The sequence below is a fragment of the Microbacterium sp. C7(2022) genome (assembly GCF_028823665.1).
Taxonomy (GTDB): Bacteria; Actinomycetota; Actinomycetes; order Actinomycetales; family Microbacteriaceae; genus Microbacterium.
The window spans coordinates 232,543-258,238 of the sequence record NZ_JAPEHV010000004.1 but is presented as its reverse complement, the minus strand read 5'-3'; the positions used below and the strand labels follow the sequence as shown (position 1 = coordinate 258,238).

23 protein-coding genes are annotated in these 25,696 nt (G+C 67.3%); 13 read left to right on the top strand and 10 right to left on the bottom strand.

All coding sequences use genetic code 11. From position 1 onward, the window contains the following. Window positions 1-46: 46 nt before the first annotated feature. Complete coding sequence (locus ON062_RS07600) at window positions 47-577, bottom strand: DUF4395 domain-containing protein (protein ID WP_274646524.1); 531 nt, start codon at window positions 575-577, stop codon at window positions 47-49. After that, the gene (locus ON062_RS07595; RefSeq protein WP_274646523.1) at window positions 561-1,001 is read right to left on the bottom strand and encodes a thioredoxin family protein; all 441 of its coding nucleotides are present in this window, start codon (window positions 999-1,001) and stop codon (window positions 561-563) included. The genes ON062_RS07600 and ON062_RS07595 overlap by 17 nt, the downstream gene beginning before the upstream one ends. Window positions 1,002-1,185: 184 nt before the next feature. Here ON062_RS07595 and ON062_RS07590 point away from each other — a divergent pair, with 184 nt between their 5' ends. The 3 genes from ON062_RS07590 (at window position 1,186) to ON062_RS07580 (ending at window position 4,809) form a co-directional block, all read left to right on the top strand. After that, window positions 1,186-2,493, top strand: a complete 1,308-nt coding sequence (locus ON062_RS07590) for an Nramp family divalent metal transporter (protein ID WP_274646522.1) — start codon at window positions 1,186-1,188, stop codon at window positions 2,491-2,493. 218 nt (window positions 2,494-2,711) lie between these two features. Continuing rightward, window positions 2,712-4,061, top strand: a complete 1,350-nt coding sequence (locus tag ON062_RS07585; protein ID WP_274646521.1) for an HNH endonuclease signature motif containing protein — start codon at window positions 2,712-2,714, stop codon at window positions 4,059-4,061. A gap of 58 nt (window positions 4,062-4,119) precedes the next feature. Then, complete coding sequence (locus tag ON062_RS07580; protein ID WP_274646520.1) at window positions 4,120-4,809, top strand: metal-dependent transcriptional regulator; 690 nt, start codon at window positions 4,120-4,122, stop codon at window positions 4,807-4,809. Between the two features lie 35 nt (window positions 4,810-4,844). On the opposite strand, the gene ON062_RS07575 is transcribed toward ON062_RS07580, so the two are convergent. Beyond that, the gene (locus ON062_RS07575) at window positions 4,845-5,789 is read right to left on the bottom strand and encodes an SDR family NAD(P)-dependent oxidoreductase (protein ID WP_274646519.1); all 945 of its coding nucleotides are present in this window, start codon (window positions 5,787-5,789) and stop codon (window positions 4,845-4,847) included. Window positions 5,790-5,830: 41 nt separating this feature from the next. On the opposite strand from ON062_RS07575, the gene ON062_RS07570 reads away from it, so the two are divergent. From ON062_RS07570 to pntB, 4 genes are all read left to right on the top strand, one after another. Further along, window positions 5,831-6,640 carry an HAD-IIA family hydrolase gene (locus tag ON062_RS07570; RefSeq protein WP_274646518.1) on the top strand — a complete coding sequence of 270 codons (810 nt, stop codon included), beginning with the start codon at window positions 5,831-5,833 and terminating at the stop codon, window positions 6,638-6,640. A gap of 62 nt (window positions 6,641-6,702) precedes the next feature. Continuing rightward, on the top strand, window positions 6,703-7,278 hold the full coding sequence (locus tag ON062_RS07565) for a YdeI family protein (RefSeq protein ID WP_274646517.1): 576 nt from the start codon (window positions 6,703-6,705) through the stop codon (window positions 7,276-7,278). Between the two features lie 278 nt (window positions 7,279-7,556). Beyond that, a complete protein-coding gene (locus ON062_RS07560; protein ID WP_274646516.1) occupies window positions 7,557-9,101 on the top strand; it encodes a Re/Si-specific NAD(P)(+) transhydrogenase subunit alpha in 1,545 nt (514 codons plus the stop codon). Further along, on the top strand, window positions 9,098-10,498 hold the full coding sequence (gene pntB / locus ON062_RS07555) for a Re/Si-specific NAD(P)(+) transhydrogenase subunit beta (protein ID WP_274646515.1): 1,401 nt from the start codon (window positions 9,098-9,100) through the stop codon (window positions 10,496-10,498). Before ON062_RS07560 ends, pntB begins: the two co-directional genes overlap by 4 nt. 45 nt (window positions 10,499-10,543) lie before the next feature. Here pntB and pyrE read toward each other — a convergent pair whose 3' ends face one another. Further along, window positions 10,544-11,122 (bottom strand): orotate phosphoribosyltransferase, encoded by a 579-nt coding sequence (pyrE, locus tag ON062_RS07550; protein ID WP_274646514.1) that lies wholly within the window; start codon window positions 11,120-11,122, stop codon window positions 10,544-10,546. 58 nt (window positions 11,123-11,180) lie between these two features. On the opposite strand from pyrE, the gene ON062_RS07545 reads away from it, so the two are divergent. The 5 genes from ON062_RS07545 (at window position 11,181) to ON062_RS07525 (ending at window position 16,201) form a co-directional block, all read left to right on the top strand. After that, window positions 11,181-12,020 carry an exodeoxyribonuclease III gene (locus ON062_RS07545; RefSeq protein WP_274646513.1) on the top strand — a complete coding sequence of 280 codons (840 nt, stop codon included), beginning with the start codon at window positions 11,181-11,183 and terminating at the stop codon, window positions 12,018-12,020. A gap of 131 nt (window positions 12,021-12,151) precedes the next feature. Beyond that, window positions 12,152-13,435 (top strand): sensor histidine kinase, encoded by a 1,284-nt coding sequence (locus tag ON062_RS07540; protein WP_274646512.1) that lies wholly within the window; start codon window positions 12,152-12,154, stop codon window positions 13,433-13,435. Continuing rightward, window positions 13,432-14,127, top strand: coding sequence for a response regulator transcription factor (locus tag ON062_RS07535; protein ID WP_274646511.1), 696 nt, complete (start codon window positions 13,432-13,434; stop codon window positions 14,125-14,127). Before ON062_RS07540 ends, ON062_RS07535 begins: the two co-directional genes overlap by 4 nt. Before the next feature lie 77 nt (window positions 14,128-14,204). Then, entirely contained in the window at window positions 14,205-15,089 is an 885-nt protein-coding gene (locus tag ON062_RS07530; protein ID WP_274646510.1) for an ABC transporter ATP-binding protein, read from the top strand. Continuing rightward, entirely contained in the window at window positions 15,086-16,201 is a 1,116-nt protein-coding gene (locus ON062_RS07525; protein ID WP_274646509.1) for an ABC transporter permease, read from the top strand. Before ON062_RS07530 ends, ON062_RS07525 begins: the two co-directional genes overlap by 4 nt. Before the next feature lie 43 nt (window positions 16,202-16,244). Here ON062_RS07525 and ON062_RS07520 read toward each other — a convergent pair whose 3' ends face one another. After that, window positions 16,245-18,068 carry a glycoside hydrolase family 15 protein gene (locus ON062_RS07520; RefSeq protein ID WP_274646508.1) on the bottom strand — a complete coding sequence of 608 codons (1,824 nt, stop codon included), beginning with the start codon at window positions 18,066-18,068 and terminating at the stop codon, window positions 16,245-16,247. Window positions 18,069-18,088: 20 nt separating this feature from the next. On the opposite strand from ON062_RS07520, the gene ON062_RS07515 reads away from it, so the two are divergent. After that, window positions 18,089-19,456 (top strand): glucose-6-phosphate dehydrogenase, encoded by a 1,368-nt coding sequence (locus ON062_RS07515; RefSeq protein WP_274646507.1) that lies wholly within the window; start codon window positions 18,089-18,091, stop codon window positions 19,454-19,456. 13 nt (window positions 19,457-19,469) lie between these two features. Here ON062_RS07515 and ON062_RS07510 read toward each other — a convergent pair whose 3' ends face one another. From ON062_RS07510 to ON062_RS07490, 5 genes are all read right to left on the bottom strand, one after another. Beyond that, window positions 19,470-20,495: a LacI family DNA-binding transcriptional regulator gene (locus ON062_RS07510; protein ID WP_274646506.1), complete on the bottom strand. Its 1,026-nt coding sequence runs from the start codon at window positions 20,493-20,495 to the stop codon at window positions 19,470-19,472. Continuing rightward, on the bottom strand, window positions 20,492-22,018 hold the full coding sequence (locus ON062_RS07505; RefSeq protein WP_274646505.1) for a sugar ABC transporter ATP-binding protein: 1,527 nt from the start codon (window positions 22,016-22,018) through the stop codon (window positions 20,492-20,494). Before ON062_RS07505 ends, ON062_RS07510 begins: the two co-directional genes overlap by 4 nt. Before the next feature lie 61 nt (window positions 22,019-22,079). Further along, window positions 22,080-23,099 (bottom strand): sugar ABC transporter permease YjfF, encoded by a 1,020-nt coding sequence (locus ON062_RS07500; protein ID WP_274646504.1) that lies wholly within the window; start codon window positions 23,097-23,099, stop codon window positions 22,080-22,082. Continuing rightward, window positions 23,096-24,148: an ABC transporter permease gene (locus ON062_RS07495; protein WP_274646503.1), complete on the bottom strand. Its 1,053-nt coding sequence runs from the start codon at window positions 24,146-24,148 to the stop codon at window positions 23,096-23,098. The genes ON062_RS07500 and ON062_RS07495 overlap by 4 nt, the downstream gene beginning before the upstream one ends. Then, on the bottom strand, window positions 24,145-25,680 hold the full coding sequence (locus ON062_RS07490; protein WP_274646502.1) for a sugar ABC transporter ATP-binding protein: 1,536 nt from the start codon (window positions 25,678-25,680) through the stop codon (window positions 24,145-24,147). Before ON062_RS07490 ends, ON062_RS07495 begins: the two co-directional genes overlap by 4 nt. Between the last annotated feature and the right edge of the window lie 16 nt (window positions 25,681-25,696).

Sequence of the window (25,696 nt, the reverse complement as noted above, 5' to 3'; positions counted from 1 at the left end):
GACGGCTACCCGCAGCACACCTCGCGACGGGAGCCACGACGCGCTCTCACGCGCCGATCAGGTCACCACGCGGACGAATGAGCCCGATCCGCGTGAAAGCGAGGTACAACTGACAACCCAAGCACAGCCCGAACGCCGCGTTGAGGAACGCCGCCACAAACGCCGCGGCACCCGCGATCGGTAGCGCCCACGGCACGCCGAACAGGTGCAGCACCAGGCCGGCCGTCACGACGATGAAGCCGACCACTTGCGCGAACCGCGGCGGACGAGGATCTTCACGCTCGCGTGTCGGCGCCAAGCGCGGCTGGACGACGGTACGGAAGAGAACGCCCCACGGCGCCGTGCGGGGCGACATGAACCCCCACACGAAGAGCAGGTCGATGCCCCCAAGGAGCAGGAATGCGGGGTCAGTCAGGCGTTGAGTAAACGTGGCTTCGGGCTGTGTCGCAGTGCCCAGCAACGATAAAAAGATCCCGACGAGCAGCAGGGCCGCGGTAATCCACGCGGCGAATCGCGGCCCGCGCGGGTCGATCGCCTGCGGGCGTCGCGCTGCCGGAGATTCAGACAAGCGCGACATCATCGGCCTTCCTCAGTTCGGCGATGTCGGCACGGACGGATTCCACGGGCACCGTCCCCGCGTAGCGCGAGACGACGCGACCGAGAGCGTCGACGACCAACACGGTCGGGGTTTGCAGGACCCTCAGGCGTGACGCGAGATCGGGACGATGGGTGAGATCAACGTCGGTGTAGACAATGCCGCGCTCATCAGAGAATGCCCCGGTCAGTACGCGCTTCACGCCCGGGCACCGAGAGCAGAATTCGGTGCTGAATTGCACTACGGTCGCCACCGGAGCGAGCGCGTGCACCCCGACGTCGTCCGCCGTGACGTCACCGACGGCGACGCGCCTCTTGCGCCCAGATGTCACGCGCGTAGCCACACCCGCCGCCGTCGCGATCAGGACGAGGGCCGCAATGAGCGCGGCAGCAACCAAAGGATCCATCCGACAACGCTACGTCGCGAACGAGCCGCCCGGGCCGCCCGCGTCACAGTTCGTCGCATGGCCGGCGGTCGGGTCCGTTTACACACTAGGCCATATTTCGGTACGCCGAAATTTGGCCTAGTGTTTCGGCATGCCGAAAAATTTCTCGAGCAAGCATCCCGCGATCGGAGGGAAGACTCGATCAGTGTCCACACCCCGCGCGGCATGGCTGCTCGGCCCTGCCCTCGTCGCAGGCGTCGCCTACCTCGACCCTGGCAATGTCGCCAGCAACATGACCGCAGGCGCCGTGTACGGGTATCTGCTCGTGTGGGTCGTCGTACTGGGGAACGTGATGGCATGGCTGATCCAGTACCTCTCCGCCAAGCTCGGCATCGTGACGGGGCAGAGCCTCCCCGAAACGCTGGGGCGCCGCATCCGCAACCCCTGGGCGCGACGCGCGTACTGGCTGCAAGCCGAACTCGTCGCCATGGCCACCGACATCGCCGAAGTGATCGGCGGCGCAGTCGCGCTGTACCTGCTGTTCGGAGTCCCCCTCGTGTGGGGTGGAGCGCTCACCGGCGCGGTATCGATCGTGCTGCTGCTCGTGCAGTCGCGCCGCGGGGCGAAGAGCTTCGAATTCGTTGTTATCGGACTCATCGCGATCATCGCGATCGGGTTCACGTTCGGGGTGTTCATCGCCCCACCCGACCCGGCCGGAGTCCTGGGCGGCATGGTGCCGCGCTTCGATGACACCGGATCGGTGCTGCTCGCGGCATCCATCCTCGGCGCGACGATCATGCCCCACGCGATCTACGCACACTCGGCGCTCGCGCGCGACCGCTTCACGCCGGGCCGCGCCGCCCGCACCCCGGTCGAACCATCCCCCGCTGCGACGCCCGCACGAACAGAGGTGCGGATGCCGCTGCAAGAGCCTCAGCTGGCTGAACTTCGCGGTATCTCGACGTCACGGCTTCTGCGCGCGACCAAGTGGGACGTCACCATCGCGATGGCGATCGCGGGCACGGTCAATCTGTGCATCCTGCTGTTGGCCGCGGCGAACCTCGCCGGCGTCCCGGCGACCGACAGCCTCGAGGGTGCGTACGCCGCGCTGCGCGACGGCATCGGCCCCGTCGTGGCGACCCTGTTCGCCGTCGGACTGCTCGCGAGCGGCTTGGCGTCGACATCGGTGGGCGCATACGCGGGAGCCGAGATCATGCATGGCCTCCTGCGCGTGCGCGTGCCGCTGCTGGCTCGACGGCTCGTCACCCTCGTGCCGGCGCTCGTGATTCTCGCCATCGGGTTCGACCCCACGTTGGCCCTCGTCCTCAGCCAAGTGGTGTTGTCCTTCGGCATCCCGTTCGCGCTCGTTCCGCTCGTGGCGGTCACGGCGAATCGAGAGGTGCTCGGCGAGTTCCGGAACCGATTGATGACGACGCTCGCGGGGGTCGCGGCATCCATCTTCCTCATCGCACTCAACGCGATTTTGCTGTGGTTGGTGCTCACCGGAGCGTGACGAGGTAGCGCGAGGGTGCCACCACAGTGCTGTCGATGTGTCGGGACGAGCACCGTGATGCCCCGCTCGTTGGCGCGGTACACGGGGGCGCCCCTCCTCCCCAGAACGCCCGACGAGAGCCAAAAACATAGTTACTAACATCGACGCGTGCGAGCCTCCTCCAATGTCTGAGGTTCGTTCTAGTGTGAAGGTACGACATCACCACTGGAGAGCACCTCGTGATCGACGACGAACAGGCCCGCGCAGACGCGCAGCGCACGGCCGCGTTCGTCGGCGAGCTGGAACGCATCGCATCCGCCGAAGCGGAGTTACAGGCGCAAAAGGCACGTGTGCTCGCCGACGCGTACGCGCTGACAGAAGCGCAGAAGGCACGGGTTGCGTCGAACGCGTCGCGGGAACGCGACATGCCGTTGCGATCGATGGCCGCCGAACTCGCTGCGCCGATGCGGATGAACGACCGCACGATGCAGACCCATCTCTACGACGCGCATCGGCTGGTGTCGGAGTACTCGTCGACGTTTTTGTCCCTCCAGGAGGGTCGCATCAACCGCGGGCATGTCGCTGTCATCCTCGAAGCCGGCCGCGATCTCGAAGACGACGAGGCCTCACGCGCCGCGTTCGAGCAGGCCGTCCTGCCTTTCGCGGAGGAGTCGACACCGGCACGCACACGGGCGTACGCGAAGCAGGTGGCCGAGCTACACAACCCGCGCACGTTGCAAGAGCGCCACGACATCGCCCTCACGACGCGACGCGCGTGGGCGAGTGACCTCGGTGACGGCATGGCGTTTCTGGGGATCATCGGCCCGGCGGCCGAGATTTTCGGCGCACACGATCGACTCACGAAAGCCGGGAAGGCCATCAAGGACGCTGACCGGGCCGCGCGGGTGGCCGCTGCCGAGGTGGAGTCGGCTGGCGGCCATGTCAGGCCCGGTGCCGGTGCCGGTGCCGGTGCCGAGACAGCGTTCGACGAGCGCACGCTGGATCAGATTCGCGCGGATGTCGCCCTCGACATGCTCCTGACGGGCGCGCCCGCGATCGACCCCACCGGCGATCTCACCCCCGGCGGTCTCGGCGCCATTCGCGCGCACGTGCAGATCACGGTGCCGGTCACCACTCTCACCGGAACGACCACCCATGGCGCCCTCCTCGACGGGCAGTACCCGATCGACCCCGAAACCGCTCGCCGACTCGCAGGCGCCGCGACAGGATGGGACCGCGTCATGACCCACCCGATCACCGGGGTCGTCCTCGCGGTCGACCGGTACACACCATCCGCCGAACAGAAGCGCTTCCTGCAGGCACGCGACGTGCATTGTCGGTTCCCCGGATGCCGCAGACCCGCCAGGCAGTGCGATCACGATCACACCTACGACCACGCCCTCGGCGGGGCCACCGACGTGACGAACCTCGCGTGCCTATGCAAACGACATCACACACTTAAACACGCCACCGACTGGTCGGTTACCCAACTCCCCGGCGGCAGCCTGCAATGGACGTCACCGTCCCGACGCACCTATCGCGACGATCCACCGCCGCGCGTCACGTTCGTGCCGTCGCCCCCGTTCTGACCTCGGACGAGAACGCCTCGGCGCAAGGCCCGCGAGACCCGCCCAGTACGCTGGGAGGGTGGCATCCCCCGCGGTCGACGACTACCTGAAGACGATCTACCACCACACTGAGTGGCAAGATGCGCGCATCACGCCGTCGCAGCTCGCGAACGTGCTCGGCCTGGCGCCCTCGAGCGTCACCGAAATGGTCCAGAAGCTCGCCGCGCAGGGACTCGTCACCCATCGCCCCTACGGTCCGATCGCTCTCACCGACACCGGCCAACTGCGCGCCGCCGCGATGGTGCGGCGCCACCGCCTCATCGAAACGTGGCTCGTTCAGGAATTCGGCTACGCGTGGGACGAAGTCCACGACGAGGCCGAGATCCTCGAGCACGCGATCAGCGACCGCCTGCTGGATGGCATCGACGAACGACTCAACCATCCGCGATTCGACCCCCACGGCGACGCGATCCCCGACGAGCACGGGCACGTCGACCGCCCACCGTTCGTCCTTCTCGCCGATGCCGCCACCGGGCACACCGGCCGCGTGTTGCGGGTGAGCGACCGCGACGTGGACCTGCTGCGCGCCGCCGACGAAGCGGGTCTCACCGTGGGCGCCGAGGTGCACGTAGGCGGCCCGGTGCGGGCGAACGGCGAGGTGCAGGTGAACGCCGATGCGAGCACGAAGGATGCCGCCACCCTTACGGTCGACGGATCTTCGGTCGATCTCGCGCCCGGCGTCGCCGCCGTGGTGTGGCTCACCGCCTGAGCATTCCGCGCCCGGGGTCACGCGCCAACGGCCCGTCAGGTACGGGCGAACTCCCAGTGCACACCGGTCGCCGCCTCGCTCGCACGCCACACGCGATCTGCGACCTCGGGCGAGCGCGTGATGGCCGCGGCGCGCTGCTTTGTCGGCTCGCCCCGCATCACGGCCTTCGGCCCCCAGTAATCGCCACCCTCGACCGTGGGATCAACGAGCGCACGCACCAGCGGCCACGCCCCGTGCTCTTTCGACTGCGTCACCGCCGCCTGCAGATTGTCGGCGAATCGGGTCCCCCGCGTCGGCTCGTTGACGCCGACGATGCCGGGCGTGCGCCCGCTCACCGAGTATCCGGGGTGCGCCACGACGCTCGTCACCGGCGACCCCGCAGCGCGCAGCCGCCGATCCGCTTCGAACCCCAGCGCCGTGGTCGCCACCTTCGACTGCACGTAGGCGCGCCACCCCGAATACCCCTCCACGAGTTGCAGATCGACCGGGTCGTACTTCCACATCGACGTCGACATCGACCCGAGCCACACCATGCGCCCCTGCGCGCGTCCCAACGCGCCCAGCAACGTACCGGCGAGCGCGAAGTGCCCCAGCACATTGGTGGCGAACACCATCTCGTGCCCATCGAAGGTCACCTCGCGCGTCTTCGGCGGATGAACGATCCCGGCGTTCAAGAGCAGGCCATCCAAGGGGCCCCGCCCACGCACACTCGCGGCCGCCGACCGGACAGACCCGAAGTTCGACGTGTCGAGGATCAACGACTCCGTGGCGTCGGGCGCGGCATCCGGAACCCTTCTGCGCACCGCGGCCCGCGCAGCCGACAAGCGATTCGGACTGCGACCCGACATGATCACCCGCGCGCCGCCGCGGACCAGCTGCTCGCACGAGAAGTAGCCCAAACCGGCGTTCGCGCCCGTGACGAGGTAGACCTTGCCGGTGAGGTCGGGCAGGGTGCCGGGGTCCCAGGTCGCGCTGGCCATGTGTATGACGATAGGCCCCGCGGGGGCATAGGCTTGCGCACATGCGGACGCGCGCCGATATCGAATGCTGGCTGACCGACATGGACGGTGTCCTCGTCCACGAAAATCGCCCCATCCCGGGCGCCGCCGAACTGCTCGAGCAGTGGCGAGACACCGGAACGCCGTTCCTGGTGCTGACGAACAACTCGATCTTCACCCCGCGTGACCTGAGCGCGAGGCTACGGGCGTCGGGACTGGTCGTGCCCGAAGAGGCCATCTGGACGTCGGCCCTGGCGACTGCCGACTTCTTGAAGTCGCAGACCCCCGGCGGTACCGCTTTCGTCATCGGCGAGGCTGGGCTCACCACGGCACTTCACGAAGCCGGGTTCATCATGACCGAGACCGACCCCGACTATGTCGTCGTCGGCGAGACGCGCAACTACTCGTTCGAGGCGATCACCAAGGCCATCCGTTTCATCGGCGCGGGCGCGCGGTTCATCGCGACGAACCCCGACGCGACCGGCCCGTCCACCGACGGCGTGCTGCCAGCGACGGGCGCGATCTCGGCGCTCATCACGAAGGCGACAGGAATGGAACCCTACGTGGTCGGCAAGCCCAACCCGATGATGTTCCGCTCGGCCCTGAACCGCATCGGCGCCCATTCTGAGAACACCGGCATGATCGGTGACCGTATGGACACCGACGTCGTCGCGGGCATCGAAGCCGGGCTCCACACAGTGCTGGTACTCACCGGCATCTCAGATCAGACCGAGATCCGGCGCTATCCGTTCCGCCCCGACGAGGTGCTCGACTCGGTCGCCGATCTCTTGGCGAGCGAGCCGATCGAAGCGGAAGAGCCCGACATTCTCTGACGGGCGCGAAGCCTGACCGGCGCGCCAAAGCGCCTGTCGCACGTCGCCAGTAGTCTCGCCGTATGGGTGTCCTCGACGACGGTGAGCGTGTGTGGGTGACGGATGCCGCGGCCTGGCGCGCCTGGTTAACCAAGAACCATGCGACCTCGACCGGCGCGTGGCTCGTGCGGCCCCGCGCCGGATCTGATGTCGAGGTCATCGGGTACGAAGACGCGATTCGCCAGGCGCTGTGCTTCGGATGGATCGATGGCCCGGTGCGATCGTTCGACGAGCGCATCGGCGGGTTGTGGTTCTCGCCGCGCAAAGCTAACAGCGGGTGGGCGGCGACCAACAAGGCCAGACTGAAAGACCTCGAGGCGACGGGTGAGATGACGGATGCCGGTCGCCGTGCCGTCGACGTTGCGCGCACGAACGGCTCGTGGGAATTGCTCGACGGCCCGGAGGCCGGTATCGAGCCCGAGGAATTGACCGCGGCACTGGATGCGGTACCGGCAGCGCGCGCCGCATGGGATGCGTTTCCGGCATCGACGAAGAAGTTCGGCCTGTCGCAGATCGCGTTGGCGAGGCGCCCGGCGACGAAATCGGCGCGCATCGCGAAGATCGTGGCGGATGCCGCAGAAGGGAAGCGCCCGCAATGAGCGAATTCGAACAGACTCTCCTGCTGGTGTCGTCGGCCATCATTCTGTCGGGCACGCTCGTGGTGTTCGTGTGGCAGTGGTGGCGCGGTCGCGGTCGCGACTGAGCTCCCTCACTGCCGGGGTTATCCGCAGCCGGGACTTCACATCCCGGCAAGAACGACCGATCTTGTGCGTAACATGACCCGTAATCCGGCTTTCGACGGCGCAGTTTGGTCGAAACTCGGTGGTCACACCCGAGCGCGATGACCGCGCTCCCCGTCACGAGCACAGGAGCCCGTATGACGACAATCGCCATCGTGAGCGAGCGCGACACCGAGACGCGCGTCGCCGCGACACCCACCACAACCGCCAAGATCCTCTCCCTCGGGTACGACGTTGTCATTGAGGCCGGCGCGGGCGCGGCATCCGCATTCCCCGACGAGGCGTACGAGGCCGCCGGTGCGACGGTCGTCGATCGCACTGCGGCATGGGCGAGTCCGATCGTCCTCAAGGTCAACCCGCCCACGCCTGACGAGGTCGCCCTCATCGCCGACGGCGCCACCCTGATCGCGTTGCTCAGCCCGGCGCTGCGCGCCGACGTGCGCGAGTCCCTCGCGACCCGCGGCATCACCGCGCTCGCCCTCGACGCGGTTCCCCGCATCTCGCGCGCGCAATCGATGGACGTGTTGAGTTCGATGGCGAACATCGCGGGCTACCGCGCCGTCATCGAGGCGGCACATGAATTCGGTCGCTTCTTCACCGGGCAGGTGACCGCGGCCGGCAAGGTTCCGCCGGCGACAGTGCTGGTGGCAGGCGCCGGTGTGGCTGGCCTCGCCGCTATCGGCGCGGCGTCGAGCCTGGGCGCCGTCGTGCGCGCCACCGATCCCCGACCCGAGGTCGCCGACCAAGTGCGATCGATCGGTGGCACCTACCTGCCGGTAGTGGTCGATGAGCAGATGGAGTCGAGCGACGGGTACGCCAAGGCGACCAGCGCCGACTACGACCGCGCCGCGGCAGAGCTGTATTCGGCGCAGGCGCGCGAGGTCGACATTGTCATCACCACAGCCCTCATCCCGGGCCGCCCTGCGCCGCGGCTGCTGACCGCCGCCGACGTCGCGCTGATGAAGCCGGGGAGCGTCATCGTCGACATGGCTGCATCCCAAGGCGGCAACGTCGAAGGATCCGTGGCCGGGGAGAAGGTGGTCACCGAGGGTGGCGTCGTGATCCTCGGGTACTCCGACCTGGCCTCGCGTCTGCCCGCGCAGGCCTCCCAGCTCTACGGCACGAACTTGGTCAACCTCCTGAAGCTCCTCACCCCGGGCAAAGATGGCACGATCACGCTCGACTTCGACGACGTCGTGCAGCGCTCGATCACAGTCGTGCGTGACGGGGAATCGACGTGGCCCCCGCCGCCGGTGCAGGTCTCGGCCGCGCCGGCCGCGGCATCCGCCCCCCGCCCCGAGGCCCCTGCGAAGCCGAAGCGCACGATGTCACCGGGCGCGCGGATCGCGGCCTTGGTGGTCGGGGTGGCCGCGCTGCTCGGGCTGGCTGCGGTGGCTCCCGAGCCGTTGCCGCAGCACCTCACGGTGTTCGTGCTGGCGATCGTCGTCGGTTTCTACGTCATCGGCAAGGTGCATCACGCGCTGCACACGCCGCTGATGAGCGTGACCAACGCGATCTCAGGCATCATCGTCGTCGGCGCGATGCTGCAGTTGGCGACGCCTGACCCGCTGGTTCAGGTGCTCGCGGGTGTAGCCGTGTTGCTCGCCAGCATCAACATCTTCGGCGGGTTCGCGGTGACGCGACGCATGCTCGCGATGTTCTCGAAGGGAGAGCAGCGATGACCGCCGAATCCCTGGCGACCGGCGCCTACCTGGTCGCGGCGCTGCTGTTCATCCTGTCGCTGCGCGGGCTGAGCACCCACGAATCCGCGCGAGCCGGAGTCACGTACGGCATCGCCGGCATGGCCATCGCGCTCCTCGCGACGATCGCCCTCCTGTTCCAGAACGCATGGGGCGCCCCGCAAGGGATGCTCGGACTGTCGCTGCTGGTCGCAGCCGTCCTTATCGGCGGATCGATCGGCCTATGGCGCGCACGCGTCGTCGAGATGACTGGGATGCCCGAGCTCATCGCCCTGCTGCACAGCTTCGTGGGGCTCGCCGCCGTGCTCGTCGGCTGGAATGGTGCCCTGTACGAGCCCGACCTGAGCGGTGCTCTGAAAGACATCCACCACGCCGAAGTCTTCATCGGAGTGTTCATCGGCGCCGTGACCTTCACCGGGTCGATCGTGGCGTTCCTCAAGCTGTCGGGCCGGATGTCGTCGAAGCCGCTCATGCTCCCCGGCAAGAACGTGCTCAACGTGGGCGCCCTCGTGCTGTTCGTCGTGCTCACGGTCTGGTATGTCCTGACGCCCGACCTGTGGCTGCTGATCGTCGTCACCGCGCTGGCCCTCGCGCTGGGCTGGCACTTGGTGGCCTCGATCGGCGGCGGCGACATGCCGGTCGTCGTGTCGATGCTCAACAGCTACTCGGGGTGGGCGGCCGCCGCAGCCGGATTCCTGCTGAACAACGATCTGCTCATCGTGACCGGCGCACTCGTGGGCTCGTCGGGTGCGTACCTGTCGTACATCATGTGCAAGGCGATGAACCGGTCGTTCCTCTCGGTGATCGCTGGCGGCTTCGGCATCGAAGCCCCCACGTCGAGCGATGAGGACCACGGCGAACACCGCGAAATCGACGCCGAAGGAGCCGCCGAGATGCTCTCCGGCGCCAGCCGCGTCGTCATCACGCCCGGCTACGGCATGGCCGTCGCTCAGGCGCAGTACCCGGTGGCCGAGCTCGCGGCCCGCCTGCGCGAACGGGGTGTCGAAGTGGTGTTCGGCATCCATCCGGTCGCGGGGCGTCTGCCCGGGCACATGAACGTGCTGCTCGCTGAGGCCAAAGTGCCGTACGACATCGTGCTCGAGCTCGACGAGGTGAATGACGACTTCGCGGCGACGTCGGTCGCCCTCGTGATCGGAGCGAACGACACCGTCAACCCGGCCGCGGCCGAAGACCCGGGTAGCCCGATCGCCGGGATGCCGGTACTCAAGGTGTGGGATGCCGAGAACGTGATCGTGTTCAAGCGCTCGATGGCCTCAGGCTATGCCGGCGTGCAGAACCCGCTGTTCTTCCGTGACAACACGCAGATGCTTTTCGGGGACGCGAAGGACCGCGTCGAGGACATCCTCAAGGCTCTGTGAGCGGATGCCGCGCCCGGCCTGATCTGCGGGCGCGGCATCCGAGGATCACTGCGGGGCGAGCCCCAGGTCGTCGAGGTCGATGGCGGCAAGCCACTGCAGGCCCTCTGCTTCGATGGCCGCCTGGGCGCCGGTCTTGCGGTCGACGATGACGGCGACGGCGACGGGCTCGGCGCCTTCGCGGCGCAGCGCCTCGACCGCCTTGAGTGCCGACTGCCCCGTCGTCGAGGTGTCTTCCACGACGACGACGCGCTTGCCCTTCACATCGGCGCCCTCGATCTGACGGCCCCGGCCGTGGTCCTTGGGCTCTTTACGGACGACGAACGCGTCGAGGGGCGCATCGGTGCGTGCGGATTCGTGCATCACAGCGTTGGCGATGGGGTCGGCGCCGAGCGTCAGGCCGCCCACAGCGACGATGCCGTCGACGTCGCGGATCAGATCGAGCATGATGCGACCGATCGCCGGGGCGGCGCGGTGGTCGAGCGTCAGCTTGCGCATGTCGACGTAGTACGTCGCCTTCTTGCCGCTGGACAGAGTGAAGTCGCCGTGGAACACCGCCTCGTCGGTGATCAGGCCGATGAGGGCCTGACGGTCGGACTCGATCGCGGGCGTAGAAGAGACGGTCATGCCAGAAGTCTATTTCGCGCGGCGCTGAGCGTCTGCGCCGGATCGTAGGCTTGACCTCATGCGTCTGGCTACGTGGAACGTCAACTCCATCCGAGCGCGCGTCGAGCGCACGGTCGAATTCGCGGTGCGCGAGAACATCGATGTGCTCGCGATGCAAGAGATCAAGTGCAAGCCCGAGCAGTTCCCCTACGAGAAGTTCGAAGAGGCGGGCTTCCACGTCGAGGCGCACGGACTCTCGCAGTGGAACGGCGTCGCAATCGCGAGCCGCGAACCCATCGAAGACGTCGAGCTCGCCTTCCCGAACATGCCGGGCTTCGCGAAGGGTCATGAAGGGCCGGATGCCCCTCAAGAGGCACGCGCCATGGGTGCGACCATCAACGGCGTGCGCGTGTGGAGTCTGTACGTCCCCAACGGCCGCGCCCTCGGCGACCCGCACTACGACTACAAGCTCCACTGGCTGAAGAGCCTCGAGGAATACACGCGCACCACCCTCGAGGCCCAGCCCGACCTTCCGCTCGCGCTCGTGGGTGATTTCAACATCGCCCCCACCGACGCCGACAACGGCGACCCGACCATCGTGCCGGGCTTCTCTACGCATGTCTCACCCCTCGAACGCGATGCGTTCACGGCACTCGAACGTGCGGGCCTCAGCGACGTCGTCCGCCCGCTCGTGCCGACCGGTTTCACCTACTGGGACTACAAGCAGCTGCGCTTCCCCCGCAACCAGGGACTGCGCATCGACTTCATTCTGGGCTCGGCCGCCTTCGCCGACGCGGTCACGGGCGCCGCCATCCACCGCGATGAGCGCAAGGGCGAAATCCCGAGCGACCACGTGCCGGTCGTCGTCGATCTCGATCTCGACGGCCCGGACGACGACGATCGCCCGATGATCTTCTGACGCGCGACCCATCCGCGGTCGTCGAGCACGTCGGCCGCACGTCGGGTATGGCCTACGAAACGCCCGAGTAGCGCCCGTTCTCCTCCCTCAGGGGGATGCCCAGGGCATCAGCTCCCCCGTACCGTGGAGGGATGTCTTCCCGACTCCCCGTCGAGCATCCGCCCGTCGCCACTGATCCGCCGCGACGGGATCGCCCGACCGCCGCAGACCTCCGCGCAGACGTCTGGCTCGCCTTCGCGCTTCTCGTGGGCGCCATCCTCAGTGCTGCCCTCGGCACCGTCGCCGGGCTCTACGGCGACGAGGCGACCCCGAGCGTCGGATGGGCACTGGTGTACGCGGCGGCGTTGACGATGCCGCTGATCTTCCGGCGCCGCTACCCCGAGATCGCGGCGATCATCATCGCGCTGGCCTTCTTCGTCGGGGTGTCCGCCCGCATTCCTGAGCTGTATGTGAGCAACATCTCTCTCTTCATCGCGGTGTACTCGGTCGGCGCGTGGGTCGACGATCGCCGCCGCGCAATGTACGTGCGCATCGGGATCATTGTCGGAATGTTTCTGTGGCTCATGGTCACGACGTTCCAGTCGGCCACAGCTCCCACCGATGAAGGGCTGTCCCGCGCGGGGCTGTTCTCCCCCTTCGTGGCGTTCATGCTGATCCAGTTCCTTGTGAACGCGGCGTTTTTCGGCGGCGCGTACTACATGGGTGACCGCGCCTACGCGTCCGCGATCGCGCGCTTCACTCTCGAGCAGCGCACGCGCGAGCTCGAAAACGAGCGCGAGCTGACGGCCGCGCAGGCGGTGGCGCTGGATCGCGTGCGCATCGCGCGCGAGTTGCACGATGTGGTCGCCCATCACGTGTCGGCAATGGGGGTGCAAGCGGGCGCCGCGCGCGCGGTGATGGGGAGGGATCCGGATGCCGCGGCGGCGGCATTGAACGGCATCGAGGCATCCGCGCGCAGTGCCTTGACCGAGCTTCGCCAGCTGCTCGAAACGCTCCGCACGAACGATGCCGAGGCTCCCGACGCCTCGACGGTGCGCCTGACGGACCTGGGTGCGCTCGCCGCGCACGCGACCGATAACGGCATGCCGACAACGTTCGCCGTATTCGGCCAGCCGGTCGAGCTCGCCGAGGTGACGCAAGTCAACCTGTACCGCATCGCGCAGGAGGCGCTCACGAACGCGCGACGTCACGGCGGGCCGGACGTCACGGCAGATGTGCGCCTGCGATACGACGAAGACGGCGTCGAGCTCGAAATCACCAACACCGGTCGCGTGGCCTCGCCCATGCGGATGGGCCTCGGCATCGTCGGAATGCGCGAGCGGGCGACCGCGTCGGGCGGCACTCTCGACGTCTCCCCCCGCAGTCGCGGCGGGTTCCTGGTGCGTCTGCGGGTCCCCGTGCGGGTTGCCGCATGACGCCCGCGATCCGCGTGCTGCTGGTCGACGACCACGCGGTGATGCGCACCGGATTTCGCATGATCCTCGAATCCGTCGGCGGCATCGAGGTCGTCGGTGAAGCGGCAGACGGCGCAGCCGCGGTGGAAGCGGCATCCACTCTCCAGCCCGATGTCATCTGCATGGATGTGCAGATGCCGGTCATGGATGGACTCGACGCCACGCGCCTGATCGTCGCCGATCCCGAACATCGCGCTGCGGTGGTGATCGTGACGACCTTCGATCGCGACGACTACCTCTTCTCGGCGCTCGAAGCGGGCGCCAGCGGCTTTCTGCTGAAAAACGCCGGCCCCGAAGAGCTCGTGAACGCCGTCCGCGTCGCCGCCGCCGGTGACGCATTGCTCGCACCCGAAGTGACGCGGCGTGTGATCGCGCGGTTCGCCGCGGGTGCCACCGGTGAGGTGCCCGCCCGTCCTGCGGCCGCGCCCGCGGAGGCCACGCCCGCCGAGCCCGCGACGACGCCCGATCTCACCGAACGCGAGGCCGAGGTGCTGCGCTTGGTCGCGCAGGCCATGAGCAACGCCGAGATCGCCCAGCAGCTGTACATCGGCGAGGCGACGGTGAAGACTCACGTGTCGAACGTGCTGCAGAAGCTCGGCGCGCGTGATCGCGTCGCCGCTGTCGTCTACGCACACCGCCACGGTCTCACCTGAAATCTCCCCCTCGCTGGGCCATGATCTCCCCCCGTGGGGGGAGGACGCCGCCGCACGGTCTTCGTAGCGTGAGATGCATGCTGCAACTGACAGGAATCACCAAGGTGTACGGTGACCGGCGCGCACTCGACGATGTCTCGTTCGAGGTTCGCCCCGGCCGCCTCACGGGCTTCGTTGGCGGGAACGGTGCCGGCAAGACCACCACGATGCGCATCGTGCTCGGCGTGCTCGGCAAGGACGCGGGCTCGGTCACGCTGAACGGCACCGACCTCACCGCGGGCGACCGCCGCCGCTTCGGCTACATGCCCGAAGAGCGCGGCCTGTACCCGAAGATGAAGGTGCACGAGCACATCACGTATCTCGCGCGTCTGCACGGATTCTCGAAGCCGGATGCCACGGCCCGCGCAGCCGCACTGCTCGAACAGCTCGGGCTCGGCGAGCGCCTGAACGACGACGTCGAGACGCTCTCCCTGGGTAATCAGCAGCGTGCGCAGATCGCCGCGGCACTCGTGCACGACCCCGAGGTGCTCATCCTCGACGAGCCGTTCTCGGGCCTGGACCCGCTCGCCGTCGATGTGGTCGCCGGCGTGCTCCATGAGCGCGCGAAGGCCGGCGCGGCCGTGCTGTTCTCGTCGCATCAACTCGACGTCGTCGAGCGCCTGTGCGACGACTTGGTCATCATCGCCGACGGAACGATCCGTGCGGCGGGCGCACGAGATGCCCTGCGCGCTCAGCACTCCACACGGCGCTACGAACTCGTCTCGGCGGGCGATGCGGGCTGGTTGCGCGGTGAGCCGGGCATCGAGGTCGTCGACTTCGACGGCGGCTTCGCGGTGTTCGACGCCGACAGCGACGAGACCGTGCAGCGCGTGCTGCGCCTCGCCGTTGATCGGGGTGACGTCGCGAGCTTCGCCCCGCAGCATCCGACCCTCGCGCAGATCTTCAAGGAGGTCATCCAGTGAGCGCTTCACACCCCACCCCCGCACCCGCACCCGCCGGCCCCAGCGCCGCGCAGAGCACGTGGCTCGTCGCCGAGCGCGAGATCGGCTCGAAGCTGCGCAGCAAGGCGTTCATCATCTCGACTGCGATCCTGCTGGTCGGTGCGCTGGCCCTGGTCATCTGGGCGGGCTTGTCTGCCAGCAGCGCCGAGGGGACGCCGGTCGCCGTCACGAGCGACGCCGCCCCTCTCGTACAGAACACTCAAGGGCTCGACATCACCGAGGTGGCCGATCGCGGCGAAGCCGAGGCCCTCGTGACCAGTGGCGAAGTCGATGCCGCTGTCGTGGCCGACCCCGCCTCCCCCGTCGGCTTCGCGCTCATCGGCGACGAAGACGTCTCGTCATCACTGCTGCTGCAGTTCGCGCAACTGCCGCCGGTCGAACTCCTCAACCCCGACGCCATGAACTGGGCCATGGGCTACGTCGCGGCGATCGGATTCGGCGTCGTGTTCCTGATGGCCGCGTCGCTGTTCGGCGGCACGATCGCGCAGAGCGTCGTCGAAGAGAAGCAGACCCGCGTGATCGAGCTGCTCATCTCGGCGATCCCCGTGCGTTCGCTCCTCGCCGGAAAGGTGATCGGCAATACGGTGCTCGCCATGGCGCAGATTCTGCTGTTGGCGTCCATAGCGGTGATCGGGTTGACGATCACCGGGCAGACGGCACTGCTGCAGGGCCTGGGCGGACCGATCGCGTGGTTCGCGATCTTCTTCCTGTTCGGCTTCATCCTGCTCGCGGCGCTGTTCGCCGCGGCGGCATCGATGGTGTCGCGTCAGGAAGACATCGGTTCGACGACCATGCCCCTGACGATGCTCATCATGGCCCCGTACTTCTTAGTGATCTTCTTCTTCGACAATCCGCTCGTGCTCGGCATCATGTCGTACGTGCCGTTCTCGGCCCCGGTGGCCATGCCCCTGCGCATGTTCCTCGGCACGGCCGATTGGTGGGAGCCACTGGTGTCGCTGGCGATCCTGCTGGCCACGTGCGCGGCTGCGATCGTGCTCGGCGCGAAGATCTACCAGAACTCGCTGTTGCGCATGGGTGCCCGCGTCAAGCTTCGCGAGGCGCTCGGGTCCTGACGCCTCGCGCGACACACCTCACACAAAACCGGACGCGCCGCGGTCAGTTCTTTCTGTCTGCGGCGCGTCCGCTGTGTCCGACCAGGGCATCGGCGGCGCGCACAAGGGCGAGGTGCGACAACGCCTGCGGAGTGTTGCCGACGTGACGTTCGGCGATCGGATCGTACTCCTCCGCCAGCAGGCCAACATCGTTCGCGAGTGCACACAGCCGATCCATGAGGGCGTGGGCGTCGTCGATGCGGCCGCTCGCCGCGTACTGCTCGACGAGCCAGAACGAGCAGGCGAGGAAGGGATGCTCGTTGCCGGGCAGTCCGTCCACCCCACTGGACGTGCGGTAGCGGTGTAGCAGGCCATCGTGAAGCAGCTCGCGCTCGAGAGCCTCCACCGTGCGCAGCATGCGCGGGTCGTCGGCTGCGCAGAAGCCCACTTGAGGGAGGAGCAAGAGCGAAGCATCCACCTCACCGCTGCCATACGCCTGCACGAAGTGGCCGCGCTCGTGGTCGTATCCGTTGGCGTCGATCTCGGCACGCATGCGATCACGCAGTTCTTCCCATCGCTCGGCCGGGCCCTCAAGCCCGTGCTCGCGCACGGCGCGCACGCCTCGATCGAAGGCCGCCCAGATCATCACCCGCGAGTGGGTGAACAGGCGAGGTTCGTCGCGGATCTCCCAGATCCCGTTATCGGGGCGGTCGATGTTGTCTTCGGTTGATTGCAGGAGCGCCCGCTGCAACGGCCACGAGAACTCGGACTCTTCGACGCCGGCCAGGCGTGCCGCCTCGAGCGCGACCATCACCTCGCCGATCACGTCGGCCTGGTATTGCCCGACCGCGCCGTTGCCAATACGCACCGGGGCGGCACCGCCGTACCCGGGCAGGTGATCGAGCGTCCGTTCGGCGAGATCGCGCTCGCCCGACAGCCCGTACATGATCTGCACGTCGGCGGGGTCGCCCGCCACCGCGCGCAGCAGCCAGCGCCGCCACTGCTGCGCCTCGGTGACGAACCCGTGGTCGAGCAGCGCTTCTAGCGTCAGCGACGCGTCGCGCAGCCACACGTAGCGGTAGTCCCAGTTGCGCACGCCGCCGAAATCCTCCGGAAGCGACGTCGTCGCTGCCGCCACGATGCCGCCGGTGTCTTCGTGGGTGAGGGCACGCAGCACGAGCAGCGAGCGCACCACCTCTTCGTGGTGGGGGCCCGTGTGTTCGATGCCCTCGGCCCAATGCGCCCACCACTTGTGGGTGCTCGCGAGTGCCGCGCTGGTGTCAACCGGAGCAGGCACCGATTCGTGCGAGCGGAACCATGTCAACGTCAGATCCACGCGCTTCCCCGCCGACACGACGACCGTGCCGACGTGGGCGTGATCCGTCGGGTGCAGCGCGGCCCCGCGCACGACGATCGCATCGGGGCCGGCGATCGCGACGAGGGCGGGCGCGGCATCCGTCCCGGCCTGACGCACCCAGGGGATGGCCCGCGCGTAATCGAAGCGAATGCGCATCTCCTGCGTGAACTCCACCTCGCCTTCGATGCCGCGTACGCGACGCAGCACGTCGGCGCGACGATCGCCGTGCGGCATCACGTCGATGACCTCGGCGACGCCGGTGGATGTCGTCCACCGGGTGACCAACACGAACCCGTCGCCCTCGTAAGAGCGTGTGCTGGTGGCATCCGAGTCGGTCGGGCGCAGCATCCACCTGCCGTGATCAGCGTCGCCCAACAGCGAGCCGAACATCGACGGCGAGTCGTAGCGCGGCAGGCACAGCCAGTCGATGCTGCCGTCGCGAGAGACGAGCGCCGCCGTGTGGCAGTCGCTGAGAATGGCGTAGTCCTCGATCGGAGCGGGCATGCGCACACTCTGCCAGGTTCGATACACGTCGGGGCTATCTTGGGGCCATGACGATCCAGACGACGCTGCTCATCCTCGGTGCCTCCGGAGACCTCACGTCGCGTCTGCTGCTGCCCGCTCTCGGGCAGCTGCTGACGCTCGAACCGAACCGTCGCGTGCATCTGCGCGGCGCCGGGATCGACGACTGGGACGACGCGAAGTGGACCGAGACGGTGCGGCGCTCGTTCGCCACCACCGACGCCTCGGCCGCCTTCGACGCGATCGCCGAGACTACGTACGTCAAGGCCGATATCACCCAGCCCGCCGAGTTGCAGAAGCTGGTCTCCGACGTCGAGGGCCGCCTCGCGCTGTATTTCGCCGTGCCTCCGGCGATCGCCGCCGCCGCGTGCGATGCGCTCCGCCAGGTCGACCTGCCCGAGGGCACCATCCTCGCGCTGGAGAAGCCGTTCGGGACCGACCGCGCAGGCGCGCACGCGCTGAATGCCACGGTGCGCGAGCTGGTACCCGAGAACCAGATCTTCCGCGTCGACCACTTCCTGGGCAGGTCGACGACGCTCAACCTCCTGGGTGCGAGGTTCGCGAACCGCGTGTTCGAGCCGGTGTGGTCGGCGCAGCACATCGAGTCCGTCGTGATCCGCTTCGACGAGGCGCTGGGCCTGGAAGGCCGCGCACGCTACTACGACAATGCCGGCGCAATGGTCGACATGATCCAGAGTCACCTGCTGCAGGTACTCGCGTTCGTCGCAATGGAACCGCCCGCGACGCTGCACGAGGTGGATCTGCGGGATGCCACCTCTGCCGTGCTGCGCGCGACCCATGTGTGGAACGACAACGCGGTGCGCTCGTCGCGCCGCGCCCGCTACACCGCCGGCTCGGTCAACGGGCGCGAGCTTCCCTCGTACGCTGACGAGCCGGGCGTCGACCCCACGCGGGGTACGGAGACGCTCGCCGAGACGACATTCGAGGTGCGCACCTCACGCTGGAAGGGCGTGCCGTTCACTCTGCGCTCGGGTAAGGCGATCAGCGGCGAGGCACACGAGATCGTGATGACCTTCCGGCCGGTGCGGCACCTGCCCGACGGGTTCTCAGGTCAGGAGCCGGGCAGTGTGCTGCGCTTCACGCTCGGGCCCGACCGCATGGCGCTCGAACTCAACGTCAACGGCGGCGACGATCCGTTCGAGCTCGAACGCACCATGCTGCAGGCCGAACTGGGTGAGGGTGCGCTTAAGGCCTACGGCGAGGTGCTGTCGGGCATCCTCGATGGGGACGCGACGCTGGCCGTGCGCGGCGACGCCGCCGAGCAGTGCTGGCGCATCCTCGAGCCCATCATCGACGCATGGCGCCGCGGCGATGTTCCTCTGGAGGAGTACGCCGCTGGGACCGACGGCCCCGCGGGGTGGCCGGCGCTGCCCTGAGCAGCTCACCTGGTCACGGCGCTCCGGGCACGGCCCTCGTCGACGTGCGCACCACCAGATGGGTGGGCAACGGGGTGTCGGCCGTGACCGTGTCGGGTTGCTCGACGGCCAGCAACACCTTCTGCATCATCAACTCCCCGAGTGCAGCGAAGTCCTGACGGACCGTGGTCAAGGGGGGATACAGGTACGCTGCCTCGGGCACGTCGTCGAACCCGACGACGCTGACGTCGCCGGGTACCGACATGCCGCGCTCACGGAGGGCCGACAGCAGTCCGATGGTCATGTGATCGTTCGCCACGAACAGCGCCGAGTTCGGCTCGATGTCGATCTCGGATCCAATGCGGTAGCCACTCATCGGTGACCAGTCGCCCGCGACCGGGGTGGGAACGTCGAGCCGGTTCGCGATCAGTTCGTCGCGCCAGCCTCGCGCGCGTTCGATCGCATCGGGAGCATTCGCCGGACCGGCGATGTGCCCGATCCGGGTGTGCCCGAGTTCGACCAGGTGCCTGACCGCCGAGCGCGCACCGCGATACTGGTCGATCGAGACGAACAGCGGGCTCGGCCTCGGCGAGGCAGCCGCGGCGATGACCGGGATGCTGACGTCGAGCCCCTGCACCGACTCGAGCACTTCCTGATGCACGACGACTAGCACAATCGCGTCCACCCGTTGGCGCAGCAAGCTCTCGATCATGCCCCGCGTGCTGGCGGGGTCGTCCGGGGGCACGCTCACCGATTCGACGTGGTAGCGGGCCTCACGCGCAGCGAAGCTGAAATTCATGGCGATCGACGTCGGCCCGTGGTCCGAGATTCCGGGGGTGACCAGTCCGATGGTGCGTGTGCGGCGCGTCACCAGGGCGCGAGCTGCGGGCGAAGGGCTATACCGCAGTTGAGCGATCGCCTTCTCCACGCGTTCGCGTGTAGCCGGACGCACATTCGGCAGGTTGTTGATGACTCGCGACACCGTCTGGTGCGAAACGCCCGCCAACCGGGCGACATCGAAAATGTTCGCCGAACGCGGCGATGCACTCTCATCGCTCACGACACGTCGCCTTCCGCCTCAGACGGCTGTGCCACCATCGCCAGCAGCGAGTCGACCGAGAGTTCCGCCGACGGACGCACGTCAACGATCCGCCCCTCGCGCAGGACCGCAACCCTGCTTCCGACGTTCAACACCTCTTCGAGCTCGGCCGAGATGAACATGACCGACAGTCCATTGTCGGCGAGCTCGCCGACAAGATTCTGGATCTCGACCTTCGCCCCGACGTCGATTCCACGCGTCGGCTCGTCCAGAACCAGCACCTTCGGCGACAGAGCCAACAGGCGAGCGAGAAGGACCTTCTGCTGGTTCCCTCCGGACAGCGTGCCCGCGGGGCGGTCCATGTCCGCGGGGCGGATATCGAGTGCTTCGATCCAGCTGGCGGCCAGCTCACGCTGACGGGCCGGGCTGATGCGCCGCAGCATCCCCCGCTCAGCTTGCAGGGCAAGCACGATGTTCTCACGAACGCTGAGGTCGCCAATGATGCCTTCTGCCCGCCGGTTTTCGGACGAGTACACGACCCCCATGCTGATGGCGCGATGCGGCGATCCGGGCGCCTTCGAGCGCCCTTCAATCCGGATCACACCCGAATCGAGTCGGTCGATCCCCGTCACGGCTCGCGCGAGCTCGGTGCGCCCCGAACCGAGCAGCCCGGCTACCCCGAGCACATCGCCGGCGAGCAGGTCGACGTCCGCGTCGCGGATGCCCGCGGCCGTGCTCACCCCGCGCGCTTGCAACACAGGCACGGCCGTCTCGGTCTCTACGCCGTCCCGGGACTCCGCGCGCAGCGAGTCTGTGCTGCGCCCGAGCATCGCCTGCACCAGATCGATCCGCAGCAGCTCTCGGGTGAGGTACTCACCAACAAACCTCCCGTCGCGCAGCACCGTCAAACGGTCGCAGATCTCGTACACCTGGTCGAGGAAGTGGGACACGAAGAGAATCGCCACTCCCCGATCCTTGAGATCGCGTATGACTCGGAACAGTTCGGCCACCTCGTCGAGGTCCAGGCTCGAGGTGGGTTCGTCCAACACCAGGACCTTCACCTCGACCGAAATAGCCCGCGCGATCGCGACGAGCTGCTGAATGGCCAAGGAGTGCGTCCCGAGGATCGACGCGGGGTCGATATCCAACCCGAGCTCGCTCATCACCTCACGCGCACGCTGGCGCATCGCGGGCCAGTTGATTCGGCCGTGTCGGCGCGGCTCGCGGCCGAGCCAGATGTTCTCCGCCACCGTGAGGTTGGGCAGGAGATCGACTTCTTGATAGACCGTCCCGATGCCCGCCGCCTGCGCGTCGTGCGGCGACGCGAAGGTCACCAGGGCGCCATCTACGCGCAACGTCCCGGCGTCGAGGGCATGAACGCCGGTGATCGCCTTGATGAGCGTGGACTTGCCTGCCCCGTTCTCACCCATCAACGAGTGAACCTCGCCTGGGAACAACCGGAAGGACACCGCGTCCAGTGCGGCGTCGGCCCCGAAGCGCACGGTGCCGTCTGTAAGCTCCAGCAACGGGCGGGCGGGGTCCATCAGGCCATTATCCCGGTCACGGTGCGTCCCGCGCCGCGAAGCGCGGGACGCACCAGTACTGTCACCTTCGTCGGGCCGATCGCGCGACGATGAGGCGTTGCACGACGATGAAGAGCAGCAGCAGCGCTCCGATGATGATCTGCGTCCAAGACTGCTCTGCACCCATGAACGAGATGACCTTCTTGATGGTGCCGTAAACGAGCACCCCGATCAGCGACCCGAGCACGTATCCGGTTCCGCCGGTCAGGAGCGTCCCTCCGATGACGACGGCGGCGATCGCATCGAGTTCCGTCCCGATTCCGTTGCGCGGGTACCCGGCTCCCGAGTATGCCGTCAGCAAGACCCCGGCGAGTCCGCCGCACACACCGCTGATGACGTACACGAGGACCTTGGTGCGGGCGACCTTCAACCCCATCAGCCGCGCCGATTGCTCGCCGCCACCGACGGCGTACACGGTGCGGCCGAACCGCGTCCAGTGGAGCACGAAGAACGCGAGCAGCACGGTGAGCAGCGCGATCAGACCGGTGGGTGTGAGATACCAATCCCCGACCGTCCACCGTGTGCGCTGCAGCCACAGCAGCGGCTCGTTCTCGACGCGTATCGAGGCCAAGCTGACGACGTAGGCGAGACCGCGGGCAAGGAACAGTCCCGCGAGAGACGCGATGAAGGGCTGGACGTCGAAATAGTGGACCAGCACGCCGATCATCCACCCGATCAGTCCGCCGCACGCCAGCGCGACGGGGATGACCAGCCAGACCGGCAGTCCCTGCGACAACAGACTGGCCGCAAGAATGCCGGTGAAGGCCATCACCGATCCGACCGAGAGATCGATGCCCCCGGTCAAGATCACGAACGTCATGCCGACGGCCAACACCACCAGATAGGCGTTGTCGAGCAGCAGGGCCGACATGTTACGAGGACTGAGGAAGTTGTCGAACTGGGTCTGGGCCGCCACAAGCAGCACGACCAGGATGACGACGGCCGCCAGGGTCGGCAGCAGGGATGCGCGCCGACTGACGAAGGTGCTGTACCGCGCGCCCATCGAACGGGTCACGGCCGGGGTGTCGACTCCCAGAGTCATGAGCCCACCACCTCCTTGCTGCGCTCAGGCGAGCTGGTTCGTCGGTTGCGCGTTGATCGGAGCGCATTCTTCGCCCACCGGTGCATGCGCGGCGACTGGACCAACACCACGACGATGACCACGACCGCGAAGAACACCGGGCTCTGCGCGGATGGCACTCCGAGGAAGAGGATCGTCGATTCCAGCGTCTGGATCGTCAGCACGCCGATCACCGTTCCGGCGATCGTGAATTTGCCGCCCATCAGGGATGTACCGCCGAGCACGACGGCCAGGATCGCGTAAAGCTCGATGAACAGGCCGGCGGCATTGGCATCCGCTGCCCTGATGTTCGAGCTGTAGATGATCCCCGCCAATCCTGCGAGCACCCCGCTGGTGGCATACGCCCCGAAGACGATGCCGCGCGCGCGCACGCCCGCCAAGCGACTTGCTTCGGGATTGATTCCCACGGCCTCAGTGAGCACGCCCAGCGCGGTGCGGCGCTCCACGACCGCGACGACCGCGATCACAGCGATCGAGATGAGCAGCGCGAAGGGGAGGAAGAACAGGTAGCCGGTCGCGATGAATGAGTACGGCGCGCTATTGACGGTGGTGATGAAGCCGTCGGTGATCAGCAGTGCCACACCGCGCCCCGCCAGCATCAACACGAGGGTGGCGACGATCGGCTGGATGCCGACGACAGAGACGAGCAGTCCGTTCCAGGCGCCGAGCACGAGCGCGACGATTAGGGCGGTGGCCAACGCCACGAAAACGGTGCCCAGGTCCTCCGGGTTTCCGGAAGAGTCGATGATGGTCAGCGCCACCGCGCCCGAGACGGCCATGATCGCCCCGACGGAAAGATCGATCCCTCGCGTGGCGATGACGATCGTCATGCCCAAGGCGACCAACATGAGCGGGGCGCTATTGCGGAGGATGTCGATGAGTGCGCCATACAGCTGTCCGTCGCGCACCGTGATGGCGATGAACTGCGGACGCGCAATGGTGTTGACCAGAATGAGGGTCAGCAGGGCGATCGCTGGCCAGAACAACCGGTGCTTCACTATGGATTTCATGCCGCGCTCTCCCGCCCGCTGTTGGCAATGTAGTCGATGAGACCGTCCGCATCGGTGTCGCGTGAGGCGAGATCGCCGATTTCCCTGCGGTCCCGCATGACGTACACCCGCTGGGCGATGCGGAGGACCTCATCGAGCTCGGACGAGATGAAGATGACAGACAGGCCCTGAGCCGACAGCTCGGCAACCTTCTTCTGGATGTCGGCCTTCGCGCCCACGTCGATCCCCCGAGTTGGCTCGTCGAGGATGATCAGTTCGGGCGCAGTGGCCAACCAGCGTCCGAGCAGCACCTTCTGTTGGTTGCCACCTGACAGGTTGCGGGCGAGCACATTCGGATCGGCGGGCCGGACTCCCAACGCCGTGATGTACTCCTCAACGACGGCGTCCTGCTCAGCCTTGCTGATCTTGCGCAGGGCGCCGCGCTTGGCCTGAATGCCGAGAATGATGTTCTCTGCCACCGTCAGGTCGCCGATGATCCCTTCGAGTCGGCGGTTCTCCGATGAGAAGGCGATGCGCTGGTCGATCGCATTCCGTGGAGTGGTCAGCTTCGTGGGAGTCCCGTCGATCTCGATGGTTCCCGAGTCGGCGCGGTCAGCACCATACAGCAGACGTGCCAGCTCGGTACGACCCGAACCGAGCAGGCCGGCAAGCCCGACGACTTCCCCGTCATACACTTCGATGTCTGCCGGTTCGAGCACTCCGCGTCGCCCGATCCCCTGCGCGCGCAGCACGGGCGTTCCGGTACGATCGATGTCTCGCTCGGCGGAGGAGGCAATGGCCGTCAGGTCGTCGAGTTCGCGCCCGATCATCTTCGACACCAGTTCGCCACGTGGCAGATCGCTGACCAGGTACTCCCCGACCAACGTGCCGTTGCGCAACACGGTCAGACGGTCGCTGATCTCGTATATCTGGTCGAGGAAGTGTGAGACGAAGAGAATAGCGACGCCCTTCGCCCGCAGGTCGCGCATGACCTGAAACAGCTGCGCGACCTCATCGCGGTCCAAGCTCGACGTGGGCTCGTCGAGAATCAGCACCTTCGAATCGAGCACCATCGCGCGGCCGATGGCGACCAACTGCTGAATCGCGATCGAATGCGACGCCAGCGTCGAGCGAGTGTCGATGTCGAGTCCAAGGGCGCCCAGGTGCCGTGCCGCCTCCGCGTGTACCTTTTTCCAGTCGATTCCTCGAGCTGACCGCGGTTCGTGGCCGAGCATCACGTTCTCCCCGACCGAGAGATTCGTGCAGAGGTTGACTTCTTGGTAGACCGTCGAGATCCCGGCATCCTGTGCATCCGCGGTGCCGTGGAATTCGCGACGCTTCCCCGCGACGGTGATGGTGCCCTCGTCTACGGCGTAGACGCCGGTGAGGGCCTTGATGATCGTGGACTTGCCGGCCCCGTTCTCGCCCATGAGCGAGTGGACTTCTCCGGGGCGAAGAGTGAGGTGCACGCCGTCGAGGGCGAGCACACCCGGAAACCGGATGGTGATGTCGCGCATCTCGACGACGGGTGGGACTGCGGTGTCCGCGTACATGGGTGGAGTGCCTTTC